Source organism: Arthrobacter sp., from assembly GCF_030540645.1.
GTDB lineage: Bacteria > Actinomycetota > Actinomycetes > Actinomycetales > Micrococcaceae > Specibacter.
The window spans coordinates 1-14,824 of sequence record NZ_JAUNVV010000086.1 but is presented as its reverse complement, the minus strand read 5'-3'; the positions used below and the strand labels follow the sequence as shown (position 1 = coordinate 14,824).

The window sequence follows — 14,824 nt, the reverse complement described above, 5'->3', positions numbered from 1 at the left end:
CTAGTCGATGATGACGCCGCTAACCGGTTCGTCACCGGAGCCGTTGCCAGAGCCGTCCTGCGTCTGGTTGTGCGCGTTGGCTGCTTGGCGCTCAGCGTTCTTCTTAGCCATGGCCGCATCCATCTTGGCTTCCTGGGCTTCCCAGTTCGGGTTGATCATGCCGCGCCCGTTGGCGGCGGTGATGTCAATCGTATCCAGGGCGCGGGCCACCATCTCGGGGTCCTTGCCCAAGTATTCGCGCACGACGCCGACCTGGACGTTGATGATCTTGAAGGAGTGGTCGAGCTTGAGTTCGCGTGCCTTCTCAGCCGAGCGCGAACCGGAGTCCTGCGACACGAGGCGCGTGCCGCCGTCGGACGGGGCATTGGCACTGTTCTGCTGGGCCATCTGCGCCTGCACCAAGTGCACCTGGCGGGCACCAAAGGCTGCGGCCTTGTGCACCCCGATGTAGACCACGGTGGACAGGACCAACCAGCCGAACGCAAGGATGGCGATAATCCAGCCGAGCACGGTGCTGTTGTTGGCGGCAAACACCAGCGCGACCAAGAAAACAAGCGCCAGCACAATGGTGCCCATGCCTGTGAATTTACCGGGTTTGGACATTTTGCCGGTTCCAAGAGAAGTCATGCATCCATTCTCTCAAATCCCAGCGAACACCGAGACCTGCTTCCACCAAAGGCGAACGAACCGGGGTTGGGCTGCAGCGCTGACCTACTTGAAAGGGTTCCACGGCGCCATCGGCGCCAGCAGTGACAGCCCTGAACGCAGCAGCAGGAAGCCCACGATGCCGACGACCCACGGCAGGGTGCCAGCTGAGAACTTACTCATCTGCGAACCGAGGCGCTGCAGCCCCCCATCCAACCGACTGCCCAGAGTCAGGCGCAGGGTCAGCAACACCAGTGCCGGCCCGAGCATGACCAGGCAATAGATGCACAGAACAAGCAGCTGAGCTGTCATGGGCAGCGTGGAATTCGTCAGATACCCGATGGCCGCAAGGTACGGCAGCATGGTGGGAAGTTCCAGCAAGCCTGCCACCAATGCCAAGACCACCATCCCGCCGGAGCTGCGAAGTGCCGTTCCCACGCGAGAGCGCCACCGTTGCTCAGCCGGTGCTGGAGTAGTGGCGGGTGCTGGAGTAGTGGCGGGCACAGTGGCAGGGACCGGCTTCTTTCCCGAACTGGTGAACAACCCGTACGCAAGCATGGCGCCGCCGCCAACGGCCATGACCCATTGGATGGCCGGGAGCCGCGTTAGCGAACCAGCACCCATGTTGCCAACCACCCAGCTTGCACCGGAGAGCACGGCCACTCCCACCAACAGGTAGAAAGTTGCCACAACAGCCAGAAACAGCAGGATCCGCGGAGCCAGCCTCTTCGCATCGGGGCGCATCAGCAGCCACAACGGGATCAGCAACGTTCCAATGCTGGTGCTGTCGATGAGCGCCAAAACAGTCAATTGAACATAAGGTGCGGTGGTCATGACCCCAGCCTGTCCATGTTGCCCGGCTCCGGCGTCGGCCATTGGGACCATGGGCGGCTCATCCCTTAGTTGCAGATCGGTTGAACCGGCTTGCCTGCCGGTGACGTCGCAGCGGAAGATGGGCCCATGGACGAACTCACGGCCCCTTCCGGACAAGCATCGGCGTTCGCCCGTCTTCTTCGGGGGTACAGGCAACTTTCTGTGCGCCGCATTGCCACCATCAAGGTGGAGGACATGGCGCTTGCAGGCGGTTATTTCGCCATTTTCTGGCTGCTTGAGGCCGTTGATATTGCTGGCACCGGCACCTTGCGGGTGCAGGCTTTCGCCTCCGCCTGGGCCGCGTTCGCCTTGCTGGGTTGCGTGGGAGTGCTGCTGCGCCGGGTATCCCCTGCTGCCATGGGATGGATGTGCGGCGTTGCCGTTGTCGGGATGGCACTGGCGGGCAATGCCGGCGCCTTTGTGCTTGCCTTCGAGTTCTTCTTTTCGCTGGTGCTCTTTGCAACACCCCGGGCATCCCACGTGGCGGCTCGGGCGTCCTGGGTTTTGACGGTGTTACTGGTCTTGGCGGCTTTTCTCGTGTCCAGAAGTGCTGCCACGGCCATCGCCGCGGCCGTCATTGCCGTTGTCACGTTGCTGACTCCTGTGGAATGGGCCGGAAACCTGCGCAAGGCCAACCTTTTGACCCTGAGTGAGTCTGCCCGCGCAGATGCGCTCCAGGATGCAGCGGAGCAGCGGTTGCTGGCACAACGCAGCGCCCATGACCTTGCGCTGGAGCGCGAACGTCAGCACATGGCCCGCGAGCTGCACGACGTGGTCTCCGCCCGGCTTTCCGCCATCGCGCTGCAATCCGGCGCGGCCCTGCACGCGTCGGCACTTAGCCCCGCAGTACCCGCCACCACGACGATTTTGAACCAAATTCGGGATGAAAGTGTGGCCGGGCTGCAGGAACTCAACGCCATGATCCGGCTTCTTCACACAGGTGCTCTGGCGGAGGCAGGCGGGCGCCTCAGCGACCTGCCAGGATTGCTCCGACAGTACCGCAGCGCCGGCATGGAACTGCAGTACGCAAATTCCTTGGACGACGCCGGCGAGCAGCTAAGTCTGCCTCTCCAGACTGCGCTCTACCGGATCTTGTCCGAGGCAGTCGCCAACGCCGCCAAGCACGCCCCAGGCCAGGAAGTCGACGTCGTGCTTGGCTACGGGCAGGTACCGTTCGTCCGCTCCGGTAACCCGGAACACTCCCCAGGGATCGTCTTGACCGTGACGAATCATCTTCCAGTTGACGCGCACACGGCTCCTGCCTCCCGCGTGCACGTCCGCGCTTCCATGCCACCCATGCCTCCCGTGCCTCCCAGCAGTGCTGACCCCGGCACTGGCACTGGCACTGGCATTCCGAGCATGCAGTTCCGTGCCGCTCACGTTGGAGGCGCTCTCACGGCAGGCCCCGATCACTCAGCCACTCCAAATCTCACTGCGGGCTCCACTGCAGGTCTGTGGAAGGTGGCGCTGCTGCTCCCGCTTGCGAAACTGCCCGTAGATACTCTGCTTGCGGCAAACGAGTCCGCAGAAGGTCAAGCATGAGCGATTCTTCGCGTCTGGGCCCCTGCGACTCCGGCCCCATGGAATCCAGCGAACGACGCATCGCAGTGCTATTGGTCGATGACCACGCTGCCATCCGGCTCGGCATGCGCATGGTCGTGGACACTGCCATGGACATGAGCGTTGTGGGCGAGGCTGGTGACGGGGCCACTGCCATCACCATGGCGCGTGCTTTGGTACCAGATGTGATTCTCATGGATTTGCGGATGCCGGTGTTGGACGGGGTGAAGGCTACAGAAACCATCTGTGCAGAAGGGCTCTCGAAAGTGCTGGTGTTGACCACTTTCGATCATGACTCGTATTTGTTTGGGGCCCTGCGGGCAGGAGCGGCGGGATTTCTACTCAAAAGTGCCGAACCGGCGGGTATCACCGACGCAATCCGCCGTGTGGACGCCGGCCAACAAGTCATCGCCCCGGAAGTCACCGCACGAATCGTCGCCGCAGCGCTCACCCCCGGGAACCGGACCAGCCAGCACCCCGCACCAGAACTGGACACGCTGACAGCCCGGGAACGCGACGTGTTCGAGGCGTTGGGGAAAGGCTTGACGAATTACTCCATTGGCCGCCAGCTGGGCATCTCGGAAGCGACAGTGAAAACACACGTCTCCCGGGTGCTGGCGAAATTGGGCTTGGAGTCTCGCGTACAGGCGGCACTCCTTCAACACCACCGCCACAACTAGCCTGTTCCGCAGTGAATGTCGGTGCCCCCGTATAGCTTGTGAAAACACCCTGCAGACCACCCGTCGCAGGAGGAATTTTTTGTATATTGTGCAGGGCCGCCGTTTTTTGTTGGCTCCTCCGCAAGGGTCAAGGAGGACCACGATGGAGTTGTTGGAGAACCGCCCGGTGTGCAGGACCGAACCCCGCCGGCCTCGACGGTTTGGGCCCGGAGTTTCAGAGCAGCGGGTGCGGCTCGTTCGCCAAATGGACGCCCAGTGGGTGAACGGGACAGTGTTGCGGTACTGCTTCTTCGACGGCCCCGAGCCGCAGAAGCAGGCTGTCAGGGACGCGTTTGCACACTGGAAATCACTGGGCCTGGGGCTCGATTTCAAGGAAGTGGCAGCCCGAAGCGAAGCCGAAGTCAGGATTGCCTTCGACCAAACAGATGGCTCATGGTCCTACATTGGGCGCGACGTGCTCGGGATCGCCAACACTGAACCCACCATGAACTTCGGCTGGGACCTCACAGACAGCTATGGCCGGACCACCGCGCTGCATGAGATCGGCCATACGCTGGGCATGCCACACGAACATCAAAACCCGTTCGCCGGGATCGTGTGGGACGAGCCAAAGGTCTACAGCTACTTTGCAGGTTCCCCCAACTTCTGGCCCAGACAGCAGGTATTCCACAACGTGCTGCGAAAGCTCAGTCCACAGGAAGTTGACGGCTCCAATTGGGACCCGGAGTCCGTCATGGAATATTGGTTTCCGGCCGGGCTCATCAGGGAGCCAGAACAATACCGCAAGGGACTGAACCCTCCGGGCGGGCTCTCCCCCACCGACAAGAAATGGGTGCTGCGGTTCTACCCCACGCTGACCCAAGAAGAGCGGTTCTTGACGGCGTTTTGCTCAGCCCCACTGTTGCTCAAACCCTGTGAGCAAGTAGATTTCACCATTGTTCCGGAGGAAACCCGCGCCTACCAGCTGTCTACGTTTGGCATGGCGGACACCGTGCTGGTGTTGTTTGAGGAAGTGGACGGCGAACTTCGCCACTTGGAGTCCGATGATGACAGCGGGCAGGAACGCAACGCCTCGTTCAACGTGAAACTGTTCAAGGGCCGGAAATATGTGGCCCGCCTGCGTCTTTACTGGGCCGGAAAGTCCGGTCACACCACGCTTATGTATTGGTAGCCGCCACCCAACTTCAGCCCCTGACAAAGAAGCGGCCGACGCCGGAACAAAAGTTCCGCCGTCGACCGCCCCAAAGCGTGTGGTGCGCCATGCAAAGCCGCAACTAGGCTGCAGCGCGCTCGGAAGCCTCCACCACGTTGGCCAGCAGCATGGCGCGGGTCATGGGACCCACACCGCCCGGGTTCGGGGAAATCCAGCTGGCCACCTCGGCGGCTGCAGGCTCCACGTCCCCAGTGACAACAGCTTTTCCGCTGCCGTTGTCAACGCGGCTGACCCCAACGTCCAGAACAATGGCTCCGGGCTTCAGGTCCACTGCCTTGATCATGTGGGGTGAACCGGCGGCGGCAATGACCACATCGGCCAGGCGCAGTTCAGCGGCCAGGTCTGTCGTTCCAGTGTGGGCCAGCACCGCCGTGGCGTTGATGTCTCGGCGGGTGAGCAGCAGACCCATGGGTCGGCCGATCGTCACACCGCGGCCAACCACCAGCACGCGCTTTCCAGCCAGTGAAATCCCGTGACGCTCCAACAGCACAATGCAGCCCTTGGGCGTGCACGGCAGCGGGGACGTCATGGGCCGGTTGACATTGGCCACGAGGCGGCCGAGGTTCATCGGGTGCAGACCGTCGGCATCCTTGTCCGGATCGATGGCTTCAAGCACCACGTCCTGGTCAATGTGCGCCGGCAATGGCAGCTGAACAATGTAGCCCGTGCAGGCGGGGTCCGCATTGAGCTGACGGACGGCAGCCAGGACTTCATCCTGGGTGGCCGAATCCGGCAAATCGATGCGGATGGACTTGATGCCCACCTCTGCACAGTCCTTGTGCTTTCCGCCCACGTACCACTGGGAGCCCGGATCCGAGCCAACCAAGATGGTACCCAGGCCCGGCGTGACACCGCGGGCAGCGAGGGCTGCGACGCGTTCGGTCAGTTCGGCTTTGATGGCAGCGGCTGTGGCCTTGCCGTCAAGGATTTGAGCTGGGGACATTTTTACCATTCTTCCTGGCCGGGGTACAGCGGGAAGTTGGCGGTCAGGGCCTTGACGCGGGCGCTCAGGGCGTCAACGTCTGCGCCACCCTTCAGCGCTGCGGCGATGATCTCGGCAACTTCGGTGAACTCCGGAGCGCCGAAGCCGCGAGTAGCCAATGCCGGGGTACCGATGCGCAGGCCGGAAGTGACCATCGGGGGGCGGGGGTCGAACGGGACGGCGTTGCGGTTGACCGTGATGCCAACGCTGTGCAGGAGGTCTTCGGCCTGCTGGCCGTCCAGCGTGGAGTTGCGCAGGTCAACGAGAACCAGGTGCACATCGGTACCGCCGGTCAGTACGGACACTCCTGCCTCGGCAACATCGGGTGCGTTCAGACGCTCGGCAATGATCTTCGCGCCTTCCAGTACGCGCTGCTGGCGTTCCTTGAATTCTTCGCCTGCGGCGACCTTGAAGGCCACGGCCTTGGCGGCGATGACATGCATGAGCGGACCGCCCTGCTGCCCCGGGAACACGGCGGAGTTGAGCTTCTTAGCCCATTCCTTCTTGGCCAGGATCACACCCGAGCGCGGGCCGGAGAGCGTCTTGTGGACGGTGGAGGTGACCACGTCGGAGTACGGCACCGGGGACGGGTGCAGGCCAGCGGCAACCAGACCGGCGAAGTGTGCCATGTCCGTCCAGAGCAGTGCGCCCACCTCGTCAGCGATGGAGCGGAAAGCTGCGAAGTCCAGCTGGCGAGGGTAGGCGGACCAACCGGCGATGATGACCTGGGGCTTCTCGGCGATGGCCTGCTCGCGGAGCTTGTCCATGTCGATGCGGAAGGTATCTTCCTCAACCTGGTAGGCGGCGACGTCGTACAGCTTGCCGGAGAAGTTCAGCTTCATGCCGTGGGTCAGGTGTCCGCCGTGGGCCAGGGACAGGCCCAGGATCTTCTCGCCGGGCTTGATCATGGCTGCGAGCGCAGCGGCGTTGGCCTGCGCGCCGGAGTGCGGCTGGACGTTGGCGTACTCGGCGCCGAACAGTTCCTTGACACGGTCGATGGCCAGGTTCTCAGCCACGTCCACGTATTCGCAACCGCCGTAGTAGCGGCGGCCGGGGTAGCCTTCGGCGTACTTGTTGGTCAGTACCGAGCCCTGGGCTTCCAGGACGGCGCGGGGTGCGAAGTTCTCCGAGGCGATCATTTCCAGCGTGTCGCGCTGGCGGCCAAGCTCGTCCTTCAGGACGGCGGCGATTTCCGGGTCAAGCTCCGAGAGGGGGGCGTTGGTCACGGACGAGGTGGTGGTAAAAGACACTACAGACTCCTGAGTGGGCAGCACGAAAAAAACTCTTCTTGAAAAGATTATCGCCAATGCGCGCATTGGCTCTACGTGACCTTGCGTCCCAGGCGTACGATCGCAAAGTCTTCGCTCGTGCTGCTCCCCGGTGGTGTCCCACCTCATCGCCAGTCGCAACTCCTCAATTGTAGTACAGGGCCCCAATGGGGCGGTAACGTTGGGCGGGTGACTGATTCAAACTCCCCTGCCGTGCCCGTTCCGGCAGCTTCACACGGATATGTACTGACCCTTTCTTGTGCCGACCGGCCCGGCATTGTCCACGCCGTCTCGGGGGCCCTGCTTGAGGCTGGCTGCAACATCACCGACTCCCAGCAGTACGGCAACCCCGACACCGGCACGTTCTTCATGCGCGTTGCCGTGGAAACCACGACGTCGTTCAGCCGGCTCCGCGAACAGCTTGAGTTGATCGCCGGGAACTTTGAGTTCAATTGGGCCCTGCACCGCGTCGGGGCACCGGTGCGCACACTGATCATGGCTTCCAAAGCTGCACACTGTCTGAACGACATCTTGTTCCTGCAGCGTTCCGGGACGCTGCCGGTGGAAATCCCGGCGATCGTTTCCAACCACCGCGACCTTGAGCCGCTGGCGCAGTTTTACGGCATCCCCTTCCACTACATCCCCGTCACCGCAGCGACGAAGGACGAGGCCGAAGGGCAGCTTCTGGAACTGGTCGCCGAGCTCGACATTGAGCTTGTTGTACTGGCCCGCTACATGCAGGTCCTCTCTGATGAGCTGTGCAACCACTTGGCCGGGAAAGCCATCAACATCCACCACTCCTTCCTGCCCTCCTTCAAGGGGGCCAGGCCCTATCACCAGGCCCATGCCCGTGGTGTGAAGATCATCGGCGCCACCGCCCACTATGTGACGGCAGCGTTGGATGAGGGTCCCATCATTGAGCAGGAAGTGATCCGCGTGGATCACGGGCACTCGGTGGACAAGTTTGTCTCCATGGGTCGCGCCGTCGAAGCACGCACCCTGGCACAGGCTGTGCAATGGCATGCCGAACACCGTGTTCTGCTCGACGGCCACCGAACCGTCGTCTTCGACTGATCCCCACGCCCTCCCAAAGTTCACCGCGCTGGGCGCGATGAACTTTGGGTCCCTCGGGCGTGTGGGCCCAACGCGGGTACAACGAATACCTCCGGCATCTGGCACGCTGAATGCTTTTCGCTAGGGTGGAGGCATGAGAGAGCACATCTTGGGGAAAACCGGCCGCGCCGTCTCCGCCGTCGGGCTGGGAACTTGGCAACTTGGCGCCGACTGGGGTGAGGTCAGCGAAACCGATGCACTTGCCGTGCTGGGCGCCGCTGCCGATTCCGGCGTGACATTCTTTGACACTGCCGATGTGTACGGCGACGGCCGCAGCGAGCAGGTCATTGGGAAGTTCCTGCGCAACAGGGGCCCCGACCACGGCCTCACGGTGGCGACCAAGATGGGCCGCCGGCTGGACCAGCTGCCGGAAAACTACGTCATGGCGAACTTCCGCGCCTGGACGGACCGCTCGCGGAAGAACCTGGGCGTAGAAACGCTCGACTTGGTCCAACTGCACTGCCCGCCCACCGCCGTCGTCACCTCAGATGAGGTGTATGAAGCCCTGGACACGCTCGTGGCCGATGGCGCCATTGGCAGCTACGGCCTGAGCGTTGAAACGTGCAGCCAGGCACTCGCCGCAATCGCCCGCCCCAATGTTGCCACGGTCCAAATCATCGTGAACGCGTTCCGGCTCAAACCGCTGGATGACGTGCTGCCCGCAGCGCTGAAGGCCGGGGTCGGCATCATCGCCCGCGTCCCTCTTGCCAGCGGAATGCTCGCCGGCAACTACACGGTCCGCACCCGCTTTGCTGACAACGACCACCGCAATTACAACCGCGATGGCAGCCACTTTGACGTGGGAGAAACATTTTCCGGAGTGGACTACGCGGCCGGGCTGGAGGCGGCTGCCGCGTTCGGCTCCTTGGCCGCGTCCGTGCAGGGCAGTTCCGGAAGCACGACGCCGGCCTCCACCGCTCAGGCCGCCATCGCCTGGGTTTCCCAGCTAGAAGGCATGTCAACGGTGATCCCTGGCGCCCGTTCCGCGTCACAGGCGCAGGCCAACGCAGCGGCAGGTTCGCTGCCCGAACTAGGCAGCAGCTTCACCGACGGCGTCCGCAGCATCTACGATGCGCATTTCAGGGCAGCCATCCACCCCCGTTGGTAGAATCTGTCCGAGTTCCTCCATCCGCCCGACCCCTCTGATTGGATCCGCAATGAAGCAGTTCATCACCCTTGACGGCAACACCCCCTCGGTCCATGAAAGCGCGTTTGTGGCACACACGGCCATAGTGATCGGCCAAGCCACTTTGGGCGCCGACGCCAGTGCTTTTTACGGTGTGGTGGTGCGCGCGGACACCAACACCATCACAGTGGGCGAGGGCACCAACCTGCAGGACAACGTGGTGCTCCACGCTGATCCCGGGTTTCCCACCAGTGTGGGCAAGGGAGTCAGCGTGGGCCACGGTGCCATCATCCACGGCTGCACGGTGGAAGACGACTGCTTGATAGGAATGAGCGCAACCATCATGAACGGCGCCGTCATCGGGGCAGGCTCCCTGGTGGCTGGCGGAGCCGTAGTCCTGGAGGGCGCTGTCATCCCGCCCGGCTCATTGGTGGCAGGCGTCCCAGCCAAGGTGCGCCGTGAAATAGGGGCCGAGGAACTCGAACATATCAGGGAGAACGCGCAGAACTACGTTGCCCTGGCCCGCAAGCACAAGCAGGTTCAGTCCTAGCCGTCGTCACAAGAATCAACAAATTCTAAACAAGGCCGTGCCGGAAGAACGTCAAAATCGCCCGAATTTTGGCATCAATGTGGTTGTCTCGGCTTCCATTGTCGAATTCATGTATTTTGCGTTAAGGCATAACTCCTAAAATCTATGGGTCTTGTGTTCACATCTTGACTACAATCTAAATGTGATGCACGCTACTACCTATGAATGACACACCCGGCCGGCAAACCAGCGAGAATCTCCGACCCGGGTCGCAATCAGCGCTGCGCCGCCACAATGAGCAACTCATTGTGGCGGAGCTTCGAGTGCGCGGCACATCGTCCCAAGCGGAACTTTCCCGAGCCACGGGCCTGTCGACGGCCACCATTTCCAACATTGTCAAAGCCCTGTGTGCCAATGGCCTGGCAACGACCCATCCCACCACAAGTTCTGGACGCCGCGCTGTGGCTGTCTCGCTACTGGAATCCCCGGATGTGGCCCTGGGCATAGACTTTGGGCGCAGCCACGTGCGCCTGGCACTGGCGAGCCCCGGACTCAAACTCAAAGACGAACGCTTTGCCGCCCTCCCCGTAGGGCACTTGGCCGCGGACAGCATAGCAACGGCCGCCGTTCTGTTGGAGGAAGCCCTAGCGGAAAAAGGAATTTCCCGCAGTCGTGTCATAGGAGCAGGTGTGGGCATCCCGGGACCCATCGACCACCGCACGAACACTGTCATTCGCGGGGCGATCCTCCCCCAATGGGTTGGCGTGAACATCGTCTCGCAGCTCGAGCAGGCGCTGCGGATGCCGATCCTTGTCGACAATGACGCGAACCTGGGCGCACTGGCGCAAATAACGTGGGGGGAACACCGCTCCGCCAAGGACTTGGTGTTCTTGAAGATCGGCAGCGGGATCGGTGCGGGCCTGATCCTCAATGGCGCGCCGTACTACGGTCATACCGGAATTACGGGGGAGATCGGCCACTCGACCATCTTTGACCAGGGATTGGTCTGCCGTTGCGGCAACCGAGGCTGCCTGGAAACTGTCGCCTCAACTACCGTCATGATTGATCTGCTGAGCCGCGGCGAACCCACACCGCTAACAGTTGGGAACATCATCAGCCGCGCCCATTCCGGGGACGCAGCAACTTTGCGGGTCATTGACGACGCGGGCATGGCTGTCGGAAGGGCGATAGCGAATGTCGCCAACATGATCAATCCCGAAATCGTTGTTGTAGGCGGACCCCTTTCCTCGCTCGGGGAAGTGCTTTTGGCGCCCATACGCCGCGGGCTGATCCGCCATGCGGTGCCAGCCATTGGTCAAGACACCATTGTTGTCATGTCCTCGCTGGGAGACCGCGCTGAAGCCCTGGGCGCACTCTCGTTGGCCCTGAGCCACAGCCGCAGCTGACACATTCAGCGGGCACCGGTGAGCGCACGAGCGTCAACTCCTTCCACCGTTACCATTCCGTTGCGTTAAACAGTTGACGGCAAGGAGTGATGAAGGTAACTTTTGTTGAGTGAGTGTTTGTTACACTTACAAAGATCATCATTTTCAAACAATATTTCACGGAGGAAACACATGCGACGTCGTCTATCGTTGCTTGCCGGAGTTGCAGCGCTGGGTCTGACCCTGGCAGGCTGTGGCGGCGGCGACACTGCTCCCAGCGACACTTCCAACGCCAAGGACGCCAGCGGAAAGGTCGGCGTCTTCACCTGGTGGGCCGATGGCTCCGAGAAGGCCGGGCTGGATGCCTTGGTGGACGTCTTCGCCAAGGACTACCCGAACGTCACTTTTGACAACCTTGCAGTAGCCGGTGGCGCAGGCTCACAGGCCAAGAGCGTGCTGGCTGCACAGCTGAAGGCTGGCAACCCGCCGGACTCCTTCCAGGCCCACGCAGGCGCAGAACTGCAGGATTACATCGATGCTGACCAGCTCGAGGACCTGAGCGGTTTCTACAAGGACAACGACCTGACCTCGCAGTTCCCCAAGGACCTCGTTGACCGCCTGACCGTGGACGGCAAGATCTACTCGGTGCCCTCCAACATCCACCGCGCCAACGTGGTTTGGGCAAATGTCAGCGTCCTGAAGAAGGCTGGCGTTGATCCGGAAAAGCCGGCCGCCGACCTCGATGGCTGGTTTGCTGACATGGACAAGATCAAGGCTTCAGGCACCATCCCGTTGGCAGTTGCCGGTTCCTGGACCCAGGTCCAACTGTTCGAGAACATCCTCCTCTCCAGCTTGGGCACCGATGGCTACAACGGCCTCTGGGACGGCAAGACCGACTGGAAGAGCGCTGAAGTAACGAAGGCTGTCAAGGCCTACGAGAAGGCCCTCTCCTACACCAACACCGACCGCGACTCCCTCAGCGACTGGGCTCCGGCCACACAGCTCGTTCAGGACGGCGCAGCAGCCTACAACGTCATGGGTGACTGGGCAGAAGCCAAGTTTGCCCAGGACGGCGACAAGCCCGGCGTTGACTACGTCTACTTCCCCACACCGGGAACAGCTGGAGTGTTCGACTTCCTCGCCGACTCCTTCACCCTGCCCAAGGGTGCCCCGAACCCCGCCGGCGCCAAGGCTTGGTTGACCACCATCGGTTCAGCTGAGGGCCAGACGGCGTTCAACAAGGTCAAGGGTTCCATCCCGGCCAACACCACCGCCAAGACGGATGACTTCTCTGAATACCAGAAGAGCGCCATCAAGGACTTCAGCCAGGACAAGATTGTTTCCTCACTCGCCCACGGTGCAGCAGTGCCGGTGGCCTGGTTGAACGATCTGAGCACCGCAGTCAGCAAGTTCGGCGGCGACAAGAACGTCGACGGCCTGCAGACTTCCGCAGCAGCCATCGCGGCGAAGTTCGCCAAGTAATAACTGCACTCAGGTTGGGGGCTGCGCAACAATCTTGTTGCGCAGCCCCCAATCCGTGAAGTACCGATTCTCTTCGGAAGGAGGCAAACTATGTTGAAACGCGCAAAAATATGGGGCCCAGGTGTATTACTGCTCGCCCCCACCATGATCCTGGTCGGCGTCTTCGTCTACTGGCTCATCATTGAGAACTTCCGTGTCAGTCTCACTAACCAGCACACGGCCAAGCCCAGCAACAAATATGTGGGCTTTGAGAACTACACCAATCTTTTGGCAGACCCAAACTTCCAGCACTCCCTGTGGAACCTGCTGATCCTAACCATCGTGTTCCTCGGTGGCACCTTGATCTTCGGCTTCCTGTGGGCCTGGATCCTGGAACAGCCGGCCAAGGGCGAAGGCTTCTTCCGCTCGGTCTACCTGTTCCCCATGTCAGTGTCCTTCATCGCTTCGGGTGTTGTCTGGCGCTGGCTGCTCTCCAGCTTGCAGACATCCCAGCCCGGTGGTGAACGCACCACAGGATTGAACCGCCTGCTCGACAGCGTTGGCCTCGGCGCATTCCAGAACGACTGGTGGTCCAACCCCACCTGGGGCATCGCAGCCATTGCCGTCCCTGCTGTCTGGCAGCTGTCCGGCTACGTCATGGCCTTGTTCCTTGCCGGCTTCCGTGGCATCCCCGATGAACTCCGCGAAGCAGCCCGCATCGATGGTTGCACCGAATGGAAGCTGTACCGCCACGTTATCTTCCCCCAGCTGAGCCCTGTCATGCTGTCCGCCGTGATCATTATCGGGCACATGTCCTTGAAACTGTTCGACCTCATCCGCGCCATTGTTCCGGACGCCAACACCTATGACGTCCAGGTTCCCGCCACCATGATGTGGGTCAAGTACATCGGCAGCGACTATGCCGATGCTGCTGCGATTGGAACCATTCTGTTGGTCCTTGTGGCATTCGTCGTCATCCCCTACCTCTGGTACACCTCACGAGCGGAGAAGCGCTAATGTCCACCGCCACAGTGAATAACAAGAACCGCCAGCGTTCGGCACAGGATATGAAATCGGATGCCGCCCGCAACAACAAGCGCCGTATCAACCGCACGCTGAAGTACGCATTGCTGATCTTCTTTGTCATCATGGTGCTGCTGCCTGCGTATGTTTTGTTCATCACCAGCTTCAAGGGAACGGCCGACGCCGATCCTTCGCGCGCCTGGTATCTACCCCAGACGTGGGAAACCGGAGGCTGGGTCAAGGCCTGGATCACACTGGCTCCCTCGCTGGGACGCACCGTCCTGCTCGTGGTGCCCTCAGCTTTGATCTCAGCCTTCCTTGGCTCGATCAACGGCTATGTGCTCTCCAAATGGCGTTTCCCAGGTGCGAACATTGTCTTCACGTTGATCTTGTTCGGCATGTTCATCCCCTACCAGGCCGTCATGATCCCGCTGACCAAGCTCGTGAGCGACTTGGGCGTGCCACAGGGCATCCCGTCGTTGCTGCTGCTGCATATTGTGTATGGTCTGCCGATTTGTACGCTGATCTTCCGCAATTACTACGCCACCGTTCCCGATGAACTCATCGAGGCCGCGCGCATGGACGGTGCCGGCATCCTGCGCACGTACGGCTCCGTGATCTTCCCGATTTCCGCCCCCGGCTTTGTCGTGGTGCTGATCTGGCAGTTCACCTCCGCCTGGAACGACTACCTCTTTGCCGCGTTCTTCTCCTCCGGCCGCAACGGCCCGGTGACGATCGCACTGTCCTTCCTGGCAGGCGGCCAGCTCACCGACTACGCCGCCTCCATGGCCGGGGCACTCATCGCCTCCGTCCCCACACTCATTGTCTACATCCTGTTGGGCAAGTACTTTGTGGGCGGTTTGATGAGCGGTTCCGTCAAGGGCTGACCCCGCCGCAAGGTGGGTCAACCAACAAAGGCCCCGTCCGACGTCGAACTTCACGACGCCGGGCGGGGCCTTTGCACTC

At 61.6% G+C, this 14,824-nt stretch carries 14 protein-coding genes; 10 read left to right on the top strand and 4 right to left on the bottom strand.

Annotated elements, in window-relative coordinates:
* Entirely contained in the window at nt 1-627 is a 627-nt protein-coding gene (locus tag Q4P21_RS13685) for a hypothetical protein (protein WP_303389301.1), read from the bottom strand.
* Nucleotides 628-711: 84 nt separating this feature from the next.
* The gene (locus Q4P21_RS13680; RefSeq protein WP_303389300.1) at nt 712-1,479 is read right to left on the bottom strand and encodes a GAP family protein; all 768 of its coding nucleotides are present in this window, start codon (nt 1,477-1,479) and stop codon (nt 712-714) included.
* Nucleotides 1,480-1,605: 126 nt separating this feature from the next.
* Between Q4P21_RS13680 and Q4P21_RS13675 the strand changes: the two genes are divergently transcribed.
* The 3 genes from Q4P21_RS13675 (at nt 1,606) to Q4P21_RS13665 (ending at nt 4,929) form a co-directional block, all read left to right on the top strand.
* Nucleotides 1,606-3,060 (top strand): sensor histidine kinase, encoded by a 1,455-nt coding sequence (locus tag Q4P21_RS13675; RefSeq protein ID WP_303389299.1) that lies wholly within the window; start codon nt 1,606-1,608, stop codon nt 3,058-3,060.
* A 38-nt stretch (nt 3,061-3,098) separates the two neighbouring features.
* Entirely contained in the window at nt 3,099-3,758 is a 660-nt protein-coding gene (locus tag Q4P21_RS13670; RefSeq protein WP_303389303.1) for a response regulator transcription factor, read from the top strand.
* Nucleotides 3,759-4,017: 259 nt separating this feature from the next.
* The gene (locus tag Q4P21_RS13665; protein WP_303389298.1) at nt 4,018-4,929 is read left to right on the top strand and encodes a M12 family metallopeptidase; all 912 of its coding nucleotides are present in this window, start codon (nt 4,018-4,020) and stop codon (nt 4,927-4,929) included.
* Nucleotides 4,930-5,032: 103 nt separating this feature from the next.
* Here the strand turns inward: Q4P21_RS13665 and Q4P21_RS13660 are convergent, their stop codons facing one another.
* Entirely contained in the window at nt 5,033-5,923 is an 891-nt protein-coding gene (locus tag Q4P21_RS13660; RefSeq protein WP_303389297.1) for a bifunctional methylenetetrahydrofolate dehydrogenase/methenyltetrahydrofolate cyclohydrolase, read from the bottom strand.
* On the bottom strand, nt 5,917-7,203 hold the full coding sequence (gene glyA / locus Q4P21_RS13655) for a serine hydroxymethyltransferase (RefSeq protein ID WP_303389296.1): 1,287 nt from the start codon (nt 7,201-7,203) through the stop codon (nt 5,917-5,919). Before glyA ends, Q4P21_RS13660 begins: the two co-directional genes overlap by 7 nt.
* Before the next feature lie 207 nt (nt 7,204-7,410).
* Here glyA and purU point away from each other — a divergent pair, with 207 nt between their 5' ends.
* The 7 genes from purU to Q4P21_RS13620 all read left to right on the top strand — a co-directional run bounded on the left by purU (nt 7,411) and on the right by Q4P21_RS13620 (nt 14,745).
* Nucleotides 7,411-8,295, top strand: coding sequence for a formyltetrahydrofolate deformylase (purU, locus tag Q4P21_RS13650; RefSeq protein WP_303389295.1), 885 nt, complete (start codon nt 7,411-7,413; stop codon nt 8,293-8,295).
* 133 nt (nt 8,296-8,428) lie between these two features.
* A complete protein-coding gene (locus Q4P21_RS13645; protein ID WP_303389294.1) occupies nt 8,429-9,442 on the top strand; it encodes an aldo/keto reductase in 1,014 nt (337 codons plus the stop codon).
* Between the two features lie 49 nt (nt 9,443-9,491).
* Nucleotides 9,492-10,010 carry a gamma carbonic anhydrase family protein gene (locus Q4P21_RS13640; RefSeq protein ID WP_303389293.1) on the top strand — a complete coding sequence of 173 codons (519 nt, stop codon included), beginning with the start codon at nt 9,492-9,494 and terminating at the stop codon, nt 10,008-10,010.
* 200 nt (nt 10,011-10,210) lie between these two features.
* Entirely contained in the window at nt 10,211-11,395 is a 1,185-nt protein-coding gene (locus tag Q4P21_RS13635; RefSeq protein WP_303389292.1) for an ROK family transcriptional regulator, read from the top strand.
* Between the two features lie 171 nt (nt 11,396-11,566).
* Nucleotides 11,567-12,856, top strand: a complete 1,290-nt coding sequence (locus Q4P21_RS13630; RefSeq protein WP_303389291.1) for an ABC transporter substrate-binding protein — start codon at nt 11,567-11,569, stop codon at nt 12,854-12,856.
* A gap of 90 nt (nt 12,857-12,946) precedes the next feature.
* Entirely contained in the window at nt 12,947-13,852 is a 906-nt protein-coding gene (locus tag Q4P21_RS13625; protein WP_207345918.1) for a carbohydrate ABC transporter permease, read from the top strand.
* Nucleotides 13,853-13,902: 50 nt separating this feature from the next.
* Nucleotides 13,903-14,745, top strand: a complete 843-nt coding sequence (locus Q4P21_RS13620) for a carbohydrate ABC transporter permease (RefSeq protein WP_303389302.1) — start codon at nt 13,903-13,905, stop codon at nt 14,743-14,745.
* Nucleotides 14,746-14,824: the final 79 nt, after the last annotated feature.